This window comes from Streptomyces sp. NBC_01257 (genome assembly GCF_035917255.1).
In the GTDB taxonomy this organism is placed as follows: Bacteria; Actinomycetota; Actinomycetes; order Streptomycetales; family Streptomycetaceae; genus Streptomyces.
In genome coordinates this window covers 3,341,252-3,357,340 of sequence record NZ_CP108472.1, presented here as the reverse complement: position 1 = coordinate 3,357,340, position 16,089 = coordinate 3,341,252, and the positions used below count along the sequence as shown (strand labels likewise).

At 69.7% G+C, this 16,089-nt stretch carries 12 protein-coding genes and 1 tRNA gene; 6 read left to right on the top strand and 7 right to left on the bottom strand.

The window, feature by feature from the left end; translation table 11 throughout:
* The 3 genes from OG408_RS14200 to aspT (OG408_RS14190) are packed head-to-tail and all read right to left on the bottom strand — an operon-like array spanning nt 1 to nt 5,060.
* A complete protein-coding gene (locus OG408_RS14200; protein ID WP_266779056.1) occupies nt 1-1,662 on the bottom strand; it encodes a bifunctional aspartate transaminase/aspartate 4-decarboxylase in 1,662 nt (553 codons plus the stop codon).
* Nucleotides 1,663-1,679: 17 nt separating this feature from the next.
* On the bottom strand, nt 1,680-3,383 hold the full coding sequence (aspT, locus tag OG408_RS14195; protein ID WP_266779054.1) for an aspartate-alanine antiporter: 1,704 nt from the start codon (nt 3,381-3,383) through the stop codon (nt 1,680-1,682).
* Nucleotides 3,384-5,060: an aspartate-alanine antiporter gene (aspT, locus tag OG408_RS14190; RefSeq protein WP_266779052.1), complete on the bottom strand. Its 1,677-nt coding sequence runs from the start codon at nt 5,058-5,060 to the stop codon at nt 3,384-3,386. It abuts the gene before it with no gap.
* A 677-nt stretch (nt 5,061-5,737) separates the two neighbouring features.
* Here aspT (OG408_RS14190) and OG408_RS14185 point away from each other — a divergent pair.
* From OG408_RS14185 to OG408_RS14165, 5 genes are all read left to right on the top strand, one after another.
* The gene (locus OG408_RS14185) at nt 5,738-7,066 is read left to right on the top strand and encodes an ABC transporter substrate-binding protein (RefSeq protein ID WP_266779050.1); all 1,329 of its coding nucleotides are present in this window, start codon (nt 5,738-5,740) and stop codon (nt 7,064-7,066) included.
* Between the two features lie 249 nt (nt 7,067-7,315).
* Nucleotides 7,316-8,317: a carbohydrate ABC transporter permease gene (locus OG408_RS14180; protein ID WP_266779048.1), complete on the top strand. Its 1,002-nt coding sequence runs from the start codon at nt 7,316-7,318 to the stop codon at nt 8,315-8,317.
* Between the two features lie 15 nt (nt 8,318-8,332).
* On the top strand, nt 8,333-9,256 hold the full coding sequence (locus OG408_RS14175; RefSeq protein WP_266779046.1) for a carbohydrate ABC transporter permease: 924 nt from the start codon (nt 8,333-8,335) through the stop codon (nt 9,254-9,256).
* Nucleotides 9,257-9,381: 125 nt separating this feature from the next.
* A complete protein-coding gene (locus tag OG408_RS14170) occupies nt 9,382-10,842 on the top strand; it encodes a GH1 family beta-glucosidase (RefSeq protein ID WP_326670150.1) in 1,461 nt (486 codons plus the stop codon).
* Nucleotides 10,843-11,101: 259 nt separating this feature from the next.
* Nucleotides 11,102-12,133, top strand: a complete 1,032-nt coding sequence (locus OG408_RS14165; protein WP_266779041.1) for a LacI family DNA-binding transcriptional regulator — start codon at nt 11,102-11,104, stop codon at nt 12,131-12,133.
* Between the two features lie 127 nt (nt 12,134-12,260).
* On the opposite strand, the gene OG408_RS14160 is transcribed toward OG408_RS14165, so the two are convergent.
* From OG408_RS14160 to OG408_RS14145, 4 genes are all read right to left on the bottom strand, one after another.
* Nucleotides 12,261-12,333, bottom strand: a tRNA-His gene (locus OG408_RS14160).
* A gap of 126 nt (nt 12,334-12,459) precedes the next feature.
* Nucleotides 12,460-13,062, bottom strand: a complete 603-nt coding sequence (gene orn / locus OG408_RS14155) for an oligoribonuclease (RefSeq protein ID WP_266779039.1) — start codon at nt 13,060-13,062, stop codon at nt 12,460-12,462.
* A gap of 10 nt (nt 13,063-13,072) precedes the next feature.
* Complete coding sequence (locus OG408_RS14150; RefSeq protein ID WP_266779037.1) at nt 13,073-14,308, bottom strand: helix-turn-helix domain-containing protein; 1,236 nt, start codon at nt 14,306-14,308, stop codon at nt 13,073-13,075.
* Nucleotides 14,309-14,699: 391 nt separating this feature from the next.
* Nucleotides 14,700-14,969 (bottom strand): hypothetical protein, encoded by a 270-nt coding sequence (locus tag OG408_RS14145; protein WP_323177993.1) that lies wholly within the window; start codon nt 14,967-14,969, stop codon nt 14,700-14,702.
* 376 nt (nt 14,970-15,345) lie between these two features.
* Here OG408_RS14145 and OG408_RS14140 point away from each other — a divergent pair, with 376 nt between their 5' ends.
* On the top strand, nt 15,346-15,867 hold the full coding sequence (locus OG408_RS14140; RefSeq protein ID WP_266779035.1) for a universal stress protein: 522 nt from the start codon (nt 15,346-15,348) through the stop codon (nt 15,865-15,867).
* The last annotated feature ends 222 nt before the right edge of the window (nt 15,868-16,089 follow it).

Genomic DNA, 16,089 nt, shown 5'->3' with positions numbered 1-16,089 from the left:
TCAGGCGCCGCCCGCGCCCGCGGCCCGCCACTCCTGCGCGTACTCGTCGAAGATGGCCCGCAGCTGGTGGCCGATCTTCAGGTAGTCCAGATCGTCGAGGTTGGCGAGCGAGACCCGGACCGACCACTGCGGACCGTCGAAACCGCCGCCGTTCAGCAGCACCACGGAGGTCTGCTCGGCCAGCCGGAACAGCGGGTCGACGGGCTCGTAGTTCTGCTCCAGATAGTCGGCGAACTCCTTGCCCAGGGTGCGTTCCGCCTCCGCCAGCAGATCGAGCTCGATGTAGTACGCGGCCCGCTTCGGGTCCTCGGAGATCTTCATGTGCGCGCCCTCCAGCAGCAGTTCGAGGCGCTGCTGCACGATGGCACGGATCCGGGCCTTGTACGTCTGGCCCTCGTCCAGCATGTCGAAGAGGGAGAAGAGCGTCATCATCATCTGCTGCGGCAGGGACAGGCCCGCCGTGTGGTTGAGCGCCACCTGCCGGGAGTCCGCGACCAGCCGGTCGATGAACCGCATCCGCTCCGGTTCCAGGGAGAGCGTCCCGTAGCGCGTGCTGAGCCGTGCCTTCTCCTCGGCGCTCTGCGCGGCCAGCATGTCGTCGATGACGTTGTCGTCGTGCAGCCCGATCACCCCGAGCCGCCAGCCCGTGGCGCCGTAGTGCTTGGAGTAGGAGTACACGAGCAGCGCGTTGCGCGGCAGATCGGCGGCCAGCGAGCGGAAACCCTCGACGAACGTCCCGTACACGTCGTCCGTCACCACGATCAGGTTCGGGTTCTGCTCCGCGACGATGTCCACGATCTGCTCGGCGACCTTCGGGGCGAGCGCCAGGGACGGCGGATTGCTCGGGTTGACGCAGCAGACCATCCGGACGGAGGGGTCGGCCAGCTTGGCGATCTCCTCCGGCGGGTAGCGCCACTGCCGCACCCCGGTCTCGGTGAACAGGTTCGCCTCCACGTGCACCACGTCGAAGCCGTACGTGTCGAGCTCGGGGATCTCCAGGTACGGGGTGAACACCGGCACCAACAGGGCGATCCGGTCGCCCTTCCTCAGGATCCCGTTCTTCAGCAGCGAGTCGAAGATGTAGCACATCGCGGCGGTGCCGCCCTCGGTCGCGAACAGGCTGAGGTTCTGCCCCTGCGGCGGCCGGTGGTCGAACATCTCGTCGGCCACGTAGCCGCGCACGATCTGCTCGACGTGCGGCAGGATCCGCCCCGGCACCGGGTAGTTGTCCCCGATCGAGGAGTCTGCCAGCTCGTGCACGAACGCGTCGGGCACGAAGCCGAACCGCTTGACCGCCAGATCGACGCTCGCCTGCAGCAGCTCGATCCCGGGCAGCTCCGGATGCGTCCGCACGAAGCGGGCGAAGCGCTCCGCGCAGCCGGCCTCCTCCGGCATCCCGCCCAGGTTGTCCGCCGTCCAGACGCGCCGGGACTCCTCGATCGCGAAGTAGCCGAGCGCGTGGTACGCCTCGCGGGGACCGGTGGCGACCCAGTTCGGGTTGCCGCGGCCCGCGTTCAGCATGATCCGGGTCGTCTTCCCCTTCTGGCCGGGCTTGTCGCTCTGCGCCGACTGGGCGATGCTGATGAACTTGTCCTTCAGCTCGAACGGACTGAGCTGGGCGAACGAGCGGATCTCGGCACGGCTGAGAGTGGCCTTGGGCATGTCTGCGCTCCCGCGGTTCAGTGGTTGAGGATGACGATGACGGCGCCCCACACGGTCAGCAGCACATTGCCGACGGCGTACGGGATCGTGTAACCGAGCGTGGGGATCTGGGACTTGGACGTTTCGTTGACGGCGCCGATCGCCGCCGTGGTGGTCTGGCCGCCGGCCAGCACCCCCATCAGGATCGGGAACCTGATCTTCTGGATGTAGTGCCCCACCAGGAACCCGACGAGCAGCGGGACGACGGTGGCGACCGCCCCCAGGAGCAGCAGCCCCCAGCCCGCCGACGACAGCCCGCTGGTGAAGCTGGGACCGGCGTTGATGCCGACCACCGCGACGAACATGCACAGGCCCAGGGTGTCCATGAACCACTGGGCGCCCGGCGGCACGTTCCCGTACGTGGGGTACTTGCCGCGGATCCAGCCGAAGACCAGACCCATGATGAGCCCGCCGCCCGAGGTGGACAGCGAGATCGGCACCCCGCCCGCGGTCAGCGCCGGAATGCCGATGCAGCCGCCGAGGAAGATGCCGAGGCCCACCCAGACCATGTCGGTCGCGAAGCTCGTCGGCACCGGCTTGCCGAGCTCCTTGCCCGCCGGGCCGACGAGCCGCTCGGGCCCGCTCAGCACCAGGGTGTCGCCGCGCTCCACGGGGGTGGAGAGACGGAAGGGGAACTCGGCGCCGGCCCGGTAGATCTTCTCGACGTAGACACCGGCCATGAACGGCTCCCGGCGCAGCTCCTCGACCGTCCGTCCCAGCTGGGCCTTCTCGGACGCCACCACGTGCAGCGTCTCGGTCCGGTAGCCGAGCAGCGCCACGTCGTCGGCCTCCGGGCCCACATGCGTACGGGCGTCGAAGTCCACCAGGTCGTGCCGCAGCGCGCTCACCGCGATGGTGTCGCCCTCCCGCAGCACCAGGGACTGCGCCTGCGGAAGGACCGTTCCCTCGCGCCGGACCTGGGTGATGTAGACGCGGCGGCCGAGTGCCTGTTGCTGGCTCTCGAAGTCGTCGATGCTGCGGCCGACGAGGTCGTGGCGCCGGACGGTGTAGGCGCGCAGCACGGTCTCGTAGTAGCCCTCGCCCTCGTCCGGGTTCTCGTCGGGGGCGTCCAGTTCGGCGGCCAGCTCCGCGCTCTCCTTCGCCAGGTCCCTGCGGTAGAGCCGGGGCAGCACGTTGGCCAGGAGCATCGCGCACAGGATGGTGCCGAGCGGATAGGTGACGGCGTAGCCGACCGCGACCAGGTTCTGTTCGGACTTCACCTGGGCGGCGGAGAGACCGGGCAGGGTGCCGATGGCGTCCTGGGCGACACCGATGGCCGCGGACTGGGTGAGCGCCCCGCTCATCAGACCGGCCCCGAGCCCGGGCCCGTACCCGAGCAGCACGGCGAAGAGCCAGGAGACCAGCAGCCCGGTCACACAGACGACGACCGCGTTGACGACCTGGGGCAGCCCGTCCTTCTTCAGCCCGCGGAAGAACTGCGGACCGACGCGGTAGCCGAGCGCGAACAGGAACATGATGAAGAACAGGTTCTTCACCGTGCCGTCGATCTGGACCTTGAACTGGGCGCCCAGCACCAGCCCGGCGACCAGACAGCCGGTCACCGCCCCCAGCGCGATGGCCTTGTAGCGGACCTTCCCGAGCAGGAAGCCCAGCGCGACGACCAGGAAGACCAGCAGTTCGGGGTGGGGCGTGAAGATGTTGCGGTTCAGGAAATCGATCATTCAGGCTCCCAGGACGCCGACGAGGATGGGACCGGTCAGGGGCAGCAGGAAGTTCGACAGGGCGTACGTGATCGTGTAGCCGAGCAACGGCACGGAGCTCTGGGCCACCTGGGTGATGGAGGTGATCGCCGGGGTCGAGCACTGCTGGCCCGCGATGGCACCGATGAGCAGCGGCTTCTCGATGTGCAGGAGCTTGACGCCGACGAACAGGGAGATGGTCGCGGGGATCAGCACCATGGCGATCCCGGCGAACGGCAACAGCGCGCCGTACTCCTTCAGCAGCGGCCAGGCCTGCGGTCCGGCGGTCAGTCCGGTGCAGGCGATGAAGATCGCCAGTCCCAGGTCCTTCAGCGTGTTCGCGGCCTGCGGGGGGAACGCCCCGAAGGTCTGCCTGCGGGAGCGGAACCAGCCGAAGAGCAGCCCCGAGACCAGACAGCCGCCGCCGGTGCCGAGCGACAGCGGGATGTCGCCGAACCGGACGACGATCTGGCCGATCAGCGAGCCCGCCACGATGCCGAGGCCCAGGTAGATGAAGTCCGTCGCGTCGTTCTTCACGACCGCGCCGATCTTCGCCACGAGTCTGTTCAGCCCCGACCTGGCACCGACCAGGGTGAGCACGTCACCGCGCTGCACCGTGGTCTCGGCCGATGCGGGCAGATGCTGGTCGTTGCGCAGCACATCGGTGATGAACACGCCGTCCCGGCGGAACTCGGGATGGTCCTGCTCCAGCTGCGCGATGGTGGAGCCGGCCGTGGCCTTCTCGGTCACCGCGACCTGACGGGTGGCCAGCGGGGCGTCGAGGCCGGGCACCGCGGGGGTCTCCGGGCCGATCTCCCGGCCGGCCTCGATGATCCCGGCCCGCCGCCCGACCAGCTGGACCAGGTCGCTCAGCGTCAGCTCCAGGTCGGGGGAGGGATCCAGCAGCACACTGCCGCGCTTGACGCCCTCCACGGTGACGGAGCCGCCCAGCGCGGCCTCCAGCTCACCGATCCGGCGGCCGTCCGCCAGGGTCACCAGGAAGGTCCGGCCCACCGTCCCCGGCAGCGCCTCGCGTTCGTCGGAGTCCAGGCCGCGGACGCCGCCGCGCATCTTCTCCCAGAGCTCGCGCGAGGCGTCCGCCAGATTGATGCGCAGCAGCATCGGCATGATCTGGCTGGTGTACAGCACGATCGTGACCAGGCCGAAGAGGTAGCAGACGGTGTACGCGGTGGCGACGTGCCCCTGGTACTCGGTGATCTGGGCGGCGGTCAGATCGTCGAGCTTGCCGATGGCCTCGGTCGCCGTACCGACGACGGCGGACTCGGTCGCGGCGCCCGCCAGGATGCCCGAAGCGGTGCCGACGTCGAGGTCGAACGCCTTGGCCAGGCCGAAGGCGATGCCGAGCACGCAGACCAGTTCGATCAGGCAGAGGGCGAAGAAGCGCAGGCTCTTGCGGTTGAGGTTGGCGAAGAACTGCGGCCCGGCCAGATAGCCGAGAGAGAAGATGAACAGCGCGAAGAAGACCGTCTTGACGTCCTCGTCGACGCTGACGTGCCGGGTGCCGATCAGCAGCGAGACGATCAGCGTGCCGCAGATGCCGCCGAGGGTGATGGGGCCGACGCGGATCTTTCCCACGAGGTACCCGAGGGACAGGCAGAGGAAGAGTGCGAGTTCGGGATGGTCGCGGACTACTCCCATCCGGCCTCACCGACTCCGGGCATCAGAAACGATCAATAGGTACATAAGGGAGAAATTAACAGTGGGTGGGGCGTGCGGCATGCCCGCTCCGCCGTACGCCGTCCGGGGTGTCGGCGTGCCGGCGGGGTGGCGATCCGGTCAGCGGTCGCCCTGCCGTTCCGGCCACCGCCCGGCCCTCGGCTTCGGGGAAAGAACGCGGAAGCGCCCCCGGGTGCCCCCTGGGTGCGACACCCCGTTCACCTTCCGGCGGGGCCCGCCGGGGGGATCATGCGTAACGGGGGCGGTTTCCCGGGGCTTCCGGAAATCCGGCGCGATCGGGGCCGGTTCCGGACACCGGCCGCAAGATCCACTCCCAACAGGGCTCTCACCTGCGGGAATTCAGGAATGGACCGTTCCGATTCCCTGGGTCGGGTGCTTTGGCAAGCCTTCGGCCGGACACGGTCTCGTGACTTGCAGGACACGCTCGCGCAACGGAAGCGTCTTCAACTCTTGACACCCACCCCTCCCAGGCAGCAACCTTCCGACATCGACGCATGGGAGCGCTCCCACATCGCGTGAGGATTTCTCGTGCGAACGGCACTGCCCGTGTCCTCCCCCCTTAACCAACCGGCACCCGCACTCACCAGCGCGTATGCCACGCAGTGAGCCAGTCCCACCCTGGAACAAGGAGTAGTGGAATGCGTATCACCCGCACCGTCGCCGGTCGGAGCCGCAGAGTCGCGGTTCTGGCCACCACGGGCCTGACAGCCACGGCCCTGTTGCTGACCGGCTGCAGCAGCGACTCGGACGAATCGGACAGCACGGGTGCCGATGCGAACGGGAAGATCACGCTCACCGTCGCCGACTTCGGGCAGTTCGGCTACAAGGAGGCCGGCCTCTTCGCGAAGTACCACGAGCTGCACCCGAACATCACGGTCAAGGAGGACACCACCGCCGACGAGAAGGTCTACTACCCGAAGCTGCTCCAGCAGCTGAACTCGGGCAGCGGCCTGGCGGACGTCCAGGGCCTCGAGGTCGGGCGCATCAAGGAGCTCGTCGACACGAAGGCGGACCAGTTCGCCGACCTGGGCAAGGTCATCGACGTCAACGAGTGGGTGTCCTGGAAGGAGAAGCAGGCCACCACGTCCGACGGCAAGGTGATCGGCGCGGGTACCGACATCGGTCCGATGTCCCTCTGCTACAACACCGAGCTCTTCAAGAAGGCCGGCCTGCCGACCGACCGCAAGGAGGTCGCGGCCAAGATCTCCGGCGGCTGGGAGGACTACCTCAAGCTCGGTGAGGAGTACAAGAAGAAGGCCCCCGCGGGCACGTTCTTCATGGACTCCGCCAGCGCCATGTACAACGCCGTCGTCAGCTCGAACGCGAAGCAGTACTACGACGAGAGCGGCAAGGCGATCTACAAGGACAGCCCCAGCGTCAAGCAGGGCTGGGACCTGGCGGCCGAGGCCGCCGACAAGAAGCTGACCCAGGGCCTCGCCCAGTTCAACGACCCGTGGAAGGCGGCCCTGCGCAAGGGCACCGTCGCCACCGTGGCCTGCCCCGCCTGGATGGCCGGCCAGATCTCGGTCAACGCCGGTGACGGCAACAAGGGCAAGTGGGACATCACCACCGCTCCCGGCGCGACCGCCGCCAACTGGGGTGGCTCCTTCCTCGGTGTTCCCAAGTCCGGCAAGAACGTCGACGAGGCCTCCAAGCTCGTCAAGTGGCTGACCGCCCCCGAGCAGCAGGCCGCCGTCTTCAAGGCGATCGGCAGCTTCCCGTCCAACAAGGGCGCCTACGAGCTGCCCGACGTGAAGAACGCCAAGCTCCCGTACTTCAACGACGCCCCGATCGGCCAGATCTACGCCGACGAGGCCAAGTCCATCCCCGAGACGGTGCTCGGCCCGAAGGACGGCATCATCAAGGACACCATCTCCACCCAGATCAACAACATGGAGCAGCGCGGCACCAGCCCCGACGACGCGTGGAAGGCAGCGACCAACGCGATCGACAAGGCGATCGGCTGACGGTTGCAGCAGCGGGCGGCCCCCGGGCCGCCCGCACCTGCGTTTCCCCGCCCCGTCGGGGCACGGGGCGCCGGCCGCACGGCCCGTTCCCGTGCCGGACCTCCACGGGGCGTCGGCCGGAACCGCATGCGGCGGACTTCCCCGGCCGCCCCGCGGAAGTCCGCCGCAAGCGGTTCCGGCCGACGCCCCGGCCCCACCAGCCCAGCCCCGTACCCGGGTAACCAGCAATCCAGGGAAGGACTCCCGCCCGTGGCCACCTCGACTCCCACCCGGGATGCATACGCCCCGCCGCCCCGCGGCTCCCAGCAGAAGAAACCGGTGAACGCCCGTCGGCAGACCTGGCGGAGCCGGCTCTGGCGCTTCGACGACAAGGCGTCGCCGTACGCCTACATCGCCCCGTTCTTCCTCGTCTTCGGCGCCTTCGGGCTCTATCCGCTGATCTACACCGGCTGGATCGCCCTGCACCGGGTGGAGATGACCGGCCTGGACCAGATGGAGTGGGTCGGCTGGGGCAACTTCGACCGGATCCTGCACGACTCGGAGTTCTGGACGGCCGTCAGCAACACCTTCCTGATCGGTGTCATGTCGACGGTCCCGCAGCTGCTCGTCGCCCTGGGCCTGGCCCATCTGCTGAACTACAAGCTCCGCGCCAGCACCTTCTGGCGGACGGTCATCCTCACCCCGTACGCCACCTCGGTGGCCTCCGCCGCGCTCGTCTTCGCCCTGGTCTTCCGGGCCGACGGCGGTCTGCTGAACTGGGCCCTGCAGTTCGTCGGCCTCGGCGACACCAACTGGGTCAACGGGCACTGGACGTCCAAGATAGCCATCTCCGTCATCGTGATCTGGCGCTGGACCGGCTACAACACCCTGATCTACCTGGCCGCGATGCAGGCCGTGCCGACCGATCTGTACGAGGCCGCCTCGCTCGACGGCGCCTCGCGCTGGCAGCAGTTCCGCAAGGTGACCATCCCCTCGCTGCGCCCCACGATCCTGTTCACGATCGTCATCTCGACCATCGGCTCCATGCAGCTGTTCGGTGAACCGCTCCTGCTGGAGGGCGGCACGCTCGGCGCGACCGGCGGAAACGAGAATCAGTACGAGACGCTCAGCGTCTACCTCTACAACTACGGCTGGAACCTGGGGCACCTCGGTCCGGCCGCCGCAGTGGCCTGGGCGATGCTCGCCCTCCTGCTGATCATCGCCGCGGCCAACTGGCTCATCGGCCGCTTCGTACGCAAATCCGCGGTCTGACCAGGAGCGATATCCATGACCATCACCAGCCCCACCAAAGCTCCGGAGCTCGGCCTGCCCGCACGCTCCTCCGCACACCGCGCGCCCAGGCGCGCGAGCCGCTTCAAGCCCGGCGCGGGCAAGCAGCTGCAGGGCGGACCGTTCGCCTACATCGCGCTGGCCGTCGTCGGCATCGGCTCGCTGCTGCCGCTGTACTGGACCCTGGTGGCCGCGTCCCACACCCAGGACGAGGTCCTGGCCTCCACCCCGCCGTTCCTGCCGGGCGGGCACCTGATGCACAACCTCGACGCCGCCTGGAACCAGGCCCATCTGGGCAAGGCGATCGTCAACAGCGTCATCGTCTCCTCCTGCATCACGGCGGCCACGCTCTTCTTCTGCACCCTGGCCGGCTACGCCTTCGCCAAGATGCGGTTCCGCGGCCGCGGTGCGCTGATGACCGGGGTCATCGCGACCCTGACCATCCCGCCGCAGCTCAGCGTCGTCCCGCTGTTCATGATGATGGCCGACCTCGGCTGGGGCGGGAACCTGGAGTCGGTGATCTTCCCGACCCTGGTGAGCGCGTTCGGTGTGTTCTTCATGCGGCAGTACCTCAGCGAGGCGCTTCCGTACGAGCTCATCGAGGCCGCCAAGATCGACGGCGCGAACAACTTCCGCGTCGTGCTGAGCATCGTGCTCCCGGTGGCCCGTCCCGCGATGATGGTGCTCGGCATGCTCACCTTCGTGCAGGCGTGGAACGACTTCTTCTGGCCCTACCTCGCACTGAATCAGCAGAACCCCACGCTCCAGGTGGCCCTCGGCCAGCTGAGCGCCTCCTACACCCCCGACCAGAGCATCGTGATGGCAGGCGCGCTGATCAGCACGCTGCCGTTGCTCGTGGTGTTCGTGATCTTCGGCAAGAGGATCGTCGGCGGGATCATGTCCGGCGCCGTCAAGGGCTGACGTCTCGTCAGTCATTGCTTCCCGGAACGCCCCGTACGGCCCGTACCTGACCGCGGGCCGTACGGGCTCCGGAGCCCCATCCTCTTCGCCCGCCCCTGTCCGTCCACTCCTGGGAGCGCTCCCGCATGACTGCTGTACGACCTGACATCGCCCCGAAGCAGGCGCCCGAGGCAACGAGATTTCCGACGGGCTTCGTCTGGGGGGCGGCCACCGCCGCCTACCAGGTCGAAGGCGCCGCTGCCGAGGACGGCCGCACCCCCTCCATCTGGGACACCTTCAGCCACACCCCCGGCAAGGTCCACAACGGCGACACCGGAGACATCGCCGCCGACCACTACCACCGCTTCCGCGACGACGTGGCGCTGATGAAGCAGCTGGGGCTGAAGGCGTACCGCTTCTCCATCTCCTGGTCCCGGGTGCAGCCCACCGGCCGCGGCCCCGCCGTCGAACGCGGCCTGGACTTCTACCGCAAGCTCGTCGACGAGCTGCTCGAAGCCGGCATCGCCCCCGTCGCCACCCTCTACCACTGGGACCTGCCCCAGGAGCTGGAGGACGCCGGCGGCTGGCCGCAGCGGGTGACCGCCGAGCGGTTCGCCGACTACGCCGCGATCATGGCCGGCGCGCTGGGCGACCGGGTCGCGACCTGGACCACCTTCAACGAGCCGTGGTGCTCGGCCTTCCTCGGCTACGGCTCCGGCGTGCACGCCCCCGGCCGCACCGAGCCCGCATCCGCGCTGCGCGCGGCCCATCACCTCAACCTCGCCCACGGCCGGGCGATCGAGGTTCTGCGCGGTCAACTCCCCGCTGCCGCGCAGACCTCGGTCACCCTCAACCTCCACCAGGTCCGCCCGCTGACCGCGAGCGCGGCCGACGCGGACGCCGCCCGCCGGATCGACGCGGTCGGCAACCGGATCTTCACCGGTCCGATGCTCAAGGGCGCCTACCCCGAGGACCTGCTCGCCGACACCGCGCACCTGGTGGACTGGCCGACGCTGGTCCAGGACGGCGACCTGGCCGCCATCTCGCGCCCCGTCGACGTGCTGGGCGTCAACTACTACACGCCGACGCTCGTCTCCACCCCCGCGGAGGGTGCGGGCAGCACCCGCAACGACGGCCACGGCGCCAGCGACTACTCCCCGTGGCCCGGCTCCGAGCACGTCGCCTTCCACCTCGCCGAGGGGAAGGAGCGCACCGCGATGAACTGGGCGATCGACCCCGACGGGCTCTACAACCTGCTGCTGGACGTCACCCGCGAGCACCCCGGCGTTCCGCTGATGGTCACCGAGAACGGCGCCGCCTTCGACGACTACGTCTCGCCCGAGGGGCGGGTGGAGGACCCCGAGCGGATCGCCTATCTGCACGGCCACCTCGACGCCGTGCAGCGCGCGGTGGCCGACGGCGCGGACGTCCGCGGCTACTTCCTGTGGTCGCTGATGGACAACTTCGAGTGGGCGTACGGCTATTCGAAGCGCTTCGGCACGGTGTACGTCGACTACGCCTCGCAGCGCCGCATCCCCAAGGCGAGCGCCCACTGGTACGCCGACGTGATCCGCCGCCACGCCCTGCCGTCGGCCGGCCTGTCCTGACCCCGCGCCACGCTCCCGCCTGACCGCGCACCACCCCTGAGACCCGGCCCCGTGCCGGGTCTCAGTCGTGTTCGCGGCGGTATGTGCCGCCCGGGCCCCCGGCCTGCGGGGCCCGCGTCACCACGCGCGTAGAGTGGGAGCGCTCCCATGGTTTCGGCCGGGGACGGTCGGCCGGTCCCGTCGAGTGTCAAGGGATCCCACACCAGGACTTGGTTTGGTTATCCGACTGTGAGAAATTGACCGCGAACGGGAGGCAGCCATGACGGCAGCGCGAGTACGGAGCGGGGGCCGGCCCACGCTCGAAGAGGTCGCGGCGCGGGCGGGGGTGGGGCGCGGCACGGCCTCGCGGGTCATCAACGGCTCACCACGGGTCAGCGCACACACCAGGGAGGCGGTGGAGGCGGCCGTCGCCGAACTGGGCTACGTGCCCAACCGCGCGGCCCGGGCGCTGGCGGGGAACCGCACGGACGCCATCGCGCTCGTCGTACCCGAGTCGGAGAGCCGCTTCTTCACGGAGCCCTACTTCTCCGACATCGTCCGAGGGGTGGGCGCCGCACTGGCCGACACCGAGATGCAGTTGCTGCTCACCCTCGTCGGCAGCGACCGTGAACGGCGCAGGCTGGCGCAGTACCTGACCGCGCACCGCGTGGACGGTGTGCTGCTGGTCTCCGTGCACGCCGACGACCCGCTGCCCGATCTGCTGGAACAGCTCGGCATGCCCGCCGTCATGAACGGCCGCCGGTCCGCCACCGAGCCGCTGCCCTCGGTCGACTCGGACAACTTCGAGGGCGCCCGCGGAGCCGTAGAGCACCTCGTCTCCCGGGGCCGCCGCTCCATCGCCACCATCACCGGCCGGCTGGACGTCTACGCCGCCCAGCGGCGCCTGGACGGCTACCGCAAGGCCCTCGCCGACGCAGGCCACGAACCGGACGAGCGGCTGATCGCCCCCGCGGACTTCTCCGAGGACGGCGGCGTCCGTGCCATGCGCGAGCTGCTCGACCGCCGCCCCGACGTGGACGCGGTCTTCGCCGCCTCCGACCTCATGGCCGCCGGCGCCCGCCAGGTACTGCGCGAGGCCGGCCGCCGCATCCCGGACGACGTGGCCCTGATCGGCTTCGACGACTCGGCCGTGGCCCGGCACATGGACCCGGCACTGACGAGCGTGCGCCAGCCGATCGAGGAGATGGGCCGCACGATGACCCGGGTGCTCCTGGCGGAGATCGCCGGCGAGAACAAGGAGCGCCCGCAGATCGTGCTGCCGACGGAACTGGTGGTGCGGGACTCCTCCTGAGTCCGGGCGGACCCCGGCGCCGGCCCCGTCCGGCCGCCGGGGCCGGACGCCCCGCGGGGAACGTGCGAGGGCTCGGGGCATGAAGAAGGGCCGACCCGCTTTCGCGGATCGGCCCTTCTTCATCAAGGGTGAGTAACGGGACTCGAACCCGCGACATCCTGGACCACAACCAGGTGCTCTACCGTCTGAGCTATACCCACCATGTCCGGGCGTTTCCGACCGGCCGAGAAAAAGTGTACAGGGTCCGGGAGGGTGCTCGCGCCCTCATTGTTCTGCCGCCGGTCCCGGCCCCCGAAAGGGCCGTGACCAGCGGCTTTCGCGAGGAGCTAGGCCGAGGGCCGCGACAGGCGCGCGGCGATCGACTTGGCGCGCTCGGAGTCCGGGCCCGGCTGCGGGACGAAGACCGCCTCCCGGTAGTACCGCATCTCCGTGATGGAGTCGCGGATGTCGGCGAGCGCCCGGTGGTTGCCGTTCTTCTCCGGGCTGTTGAAGTACGCCCGCGGGTACCAGCGGCGGGCCAGCTCCTTGACCGAGGAGACGTCGACGATCCGGTAGTGGAGGTAGCCCTCCAGCGACGGCATGTCCCGCGCCAGGAAACCGCGGTCGGTGCCGACCGTGTTCCCGCAGAGCGGGGCCTTGCCGGGCTCCTTCACGTGCTCGCGGATGTAGGCCAGCACCTTCTCCTCGGCGTCGGCCAGGGTGGTACCCCCGGCCAGCTCGTCGAGCAGGCCCGAGGTGGTGTGCATCTGCCGCACCACCTCGGGCATGGTCTCCAGCGCCGCGTCCGGCGGGCGGATCACGATGTCCACCCCTTCGCCGAGCACGTTCAACTCCGAGTCGGTGACCAGTGCGGCCACCTCGATGAGTGCGTCTTCCGTCAACGAGAGCCCGGTCATCTCGCAGTCGATCCACACCATGCGGTCGTTCATGCGCCCCACCCTACGGGGCGCTCCGCTGTCCCGGCAGGGCCGGGCGGCCCGCGGCGTACGCGTCGGGGCCCGGTTTCCCGTGCTCCGCGCGGCCCTGCTCCGGGGCCGCCACCGCCGCCCCGGACTGACCCGCGCCGGCGGCCGCCGCGGCGGCCCGACGGCTCGCCGAGGTGCTCTGGGCGGGCACCACGGGCTCGGCCACCGTGACGACCTGCTCTGGACCGCCCGACTGCGGACGGCGGGCCCGGTAGGCGGCCCGGTACGCGGCGGGGGAGGAGCCCAGCTGACGCCGGAAGTGTCCGCGCAGCGCGACCGGCGAGCGGAAGCCGCAACGGCCCGCGACCTCGTCGACCGAGTAGTCGGACGTCTCCAGCAGCCGCTGCGCCTGCAGCACCCGCTGGGTGATCAGCCACTGGAGCGGTGCGCTGCCGGTGAGCGAACGGAACCTCCGGTCGAAGGTCCGCCTGCTCATGTAGGCGCGCGCGGCCAGCGTCTCCACGTCGAACTGCTCGTGCAGATGCTCCAGCGCCCAGGCCACGACCTCGGCGAGCGGGTCGGAGCCGATCTCCTCCGGTAAAGATCTGTCGAGGTAGCGCTCCTGGCCGCCACTGCGCCTCGGCGGCACGACGAGCCGGCGGGCCAGTGCCCCCGCGGCCTCCGTGCCGTGGTCCGAGCGGACTATGTGCAGACAGAGGTCGATGCCCGCCGCCGTACCGGCGGAGGTGAGCACATCGCCGTCGTCGACGAAGAGCTCGCGCGGATCGACGTGGACCGACGGGTAGCGCTTGGCCAGCGTCGGTGCGTACATCCAGTGCGTGGTGGCCGGGCGGCCGTCCAGCAGCCCGGCGGCGGCCAGTACGAAGGCCCCCGTGCACAGCCCCACGATGCGGGCGCCCTCCTCGTGGGCGCGGCGCAGCGCGTCGAGCGCCTCCATGGGCGGCGGCGACGTGATCGAGCGCCAGGCGGGCACCACGACGGTGCCTGCCCTGCTGATCGCCTCCAGCCCGTAGGGCGCGGTCAGTTCGAGTCCCCCCGTGGTGCGCAGTGGTCCCTCTTCGCCGCTGCACACGAGCAACCGGTAGCGCGGAACTCCCGCGTCCTGCCGGTCGATCCCGAACACGGAGAGCGGGATGGAGCTCTCGAAGATGGGGCCACCGCTGAACAGCAGTACGGCGACGACCTCTCGGCGTCGGCGTCCGCTCAGCTTCCGTACAGCCTCCGTTGCGGTGGCGGAGTCCTGGCTCATGACGCTAAGCCCCCCTCGGTGTTCGCGTCTTCCTGGTCCTTACGGGCCTGTCGCACCTGCACATGTCCCCTCGGTCGTGCACGAGTCCCCGCTCTTCGACACCCAAGATCGAATCTACTGCTTCCCGTGGTGCCGCCGTGACAAGTTCACCAGCCGGTTTTATGTCGACAAGGCGTCCTGGCGGGAAGCATTCGATCACGAAGCGTTTCACTCGTGAGTCGCGCAGGGAAGTGCGCCTGGCGTTCATGGCCCGTCCCCATGGGGTGGAAGCGTACCGCGCGGTCTCTTCCTGCCTGGTGGCAAGGGGGTTGATCGGCCAATTCGACAAGGAATCGACTGGGACCTGAAGTTGGCTGAAAACGTACGGTCGCGTGTACGGAAATCAGTCGTTCTACCGGCGCACTACCCGGGAGGTGCGGTCGCCCCTGTGCGCCCCCTGGGCGGTCCGGGCGGCCGCGCGGGCGGACCGGCGGAGCAGCATCCGGCAGGCCACGGTGACGGCGGCCAGGCCGAGCGCGACGAGCACGGCCCCGGTCGGGGAGTCGCCGTGGGCGATCAGGACGAGCGGTACCAGCAGGCAGCCGAATACCGCCCAGCGGACCACATCGGTCACCGGCTGCGCGGCGGGTTCCGGATGGGCGGGCGGGACGGGTGCGGGCACGGGGTGCTCCCTGGGGCGGCTCGATGACGCTCTGGTCGGTACGGAACGGCCGGCGGACCGCGCGGCGGGTGCGCGGTGACGCGGGCACGTGGCTAACGGACCGGGCCCCGGCCGGTCACCGAATGCGCGCGTACGGGTCCCGCGCGGGCCGCCCCGCCTCGGTGTACCGCGCATCCGGCATTGCCATACGGGGCGGTCTCGGGCATGCTCCCTGAAACGTCGCACGCGCTTTGCGCGGATCTGGGCAGTGGAGGAGTGGCGCCGTACCCTTGGGGGTAAGGGGTTGGGAAGATGATTCCCGGACACCGCAACACCGCCCGCTGACGTAACTTCCCACGTCGCTCTCCTCACGAGGACTCTCTTCGCCGAGACACCGATGGCCGGTCACGAAATCCCCGAACCCGCGGACCGCAAGCAGGTAGCCGACCCTCTGTCGGACCCGCAGACGGCCGAAGACGCATGTCATTCCTGCGATCCCGCCTTCCGGCACGGAGTCGTCGTCGGCTTCGACGGCTCGACCTCCAGTGAGCGGGCCCTCGCGTACGCCATCGGCATGGCCCGGAGAACGGGCTCCGGCCTGATCATCGTGCATGTCGCCAACCGGCTGCCGACCACCGTCTGGGCCGGCTGCGAGCCGCCCGTCTTCGTGGACGTGCCCGATCACCGCACCGAGGTCCTCGGCCTGGAGCTCGCCTGCGCGGACTACCTCGCCGAGGTGCCGTGGGTCCTCGTCGAGCGCGGCGGCGACATCTGCCACGAGCTGGAGGAGGTCGGCCGCGAGTACTCCGCCGACGCCATCGTCGTGGGCTCCACGCACGGGATCGTCGGCCGGATCTTCGGCTCGGTGGCGGGCCGGCTGGCCCGGCGGGCCCAGCGCCCCGTCGTCGTCATCCCGTAGGGGCGGTCCGTACGGCTTCCGTGGCTCCGCGGGTTCCGTAGTACCCGCGGTTCCCCCGGTTCCGTCGTGGCTTCCTCCCGCCCTTCCCGTGGCTCCCTTTCGGCTCCCTCCGCGCTCCCTTCCGGCTTCCTTCCGCTGTGCTCCGTGGCGCCTTTTCCGTCCGTTCCCGGCCCCAACCGGGGGCGGTCGGTTTGTTTTCGGTGCCCTTCCGGTCCGTCCGCG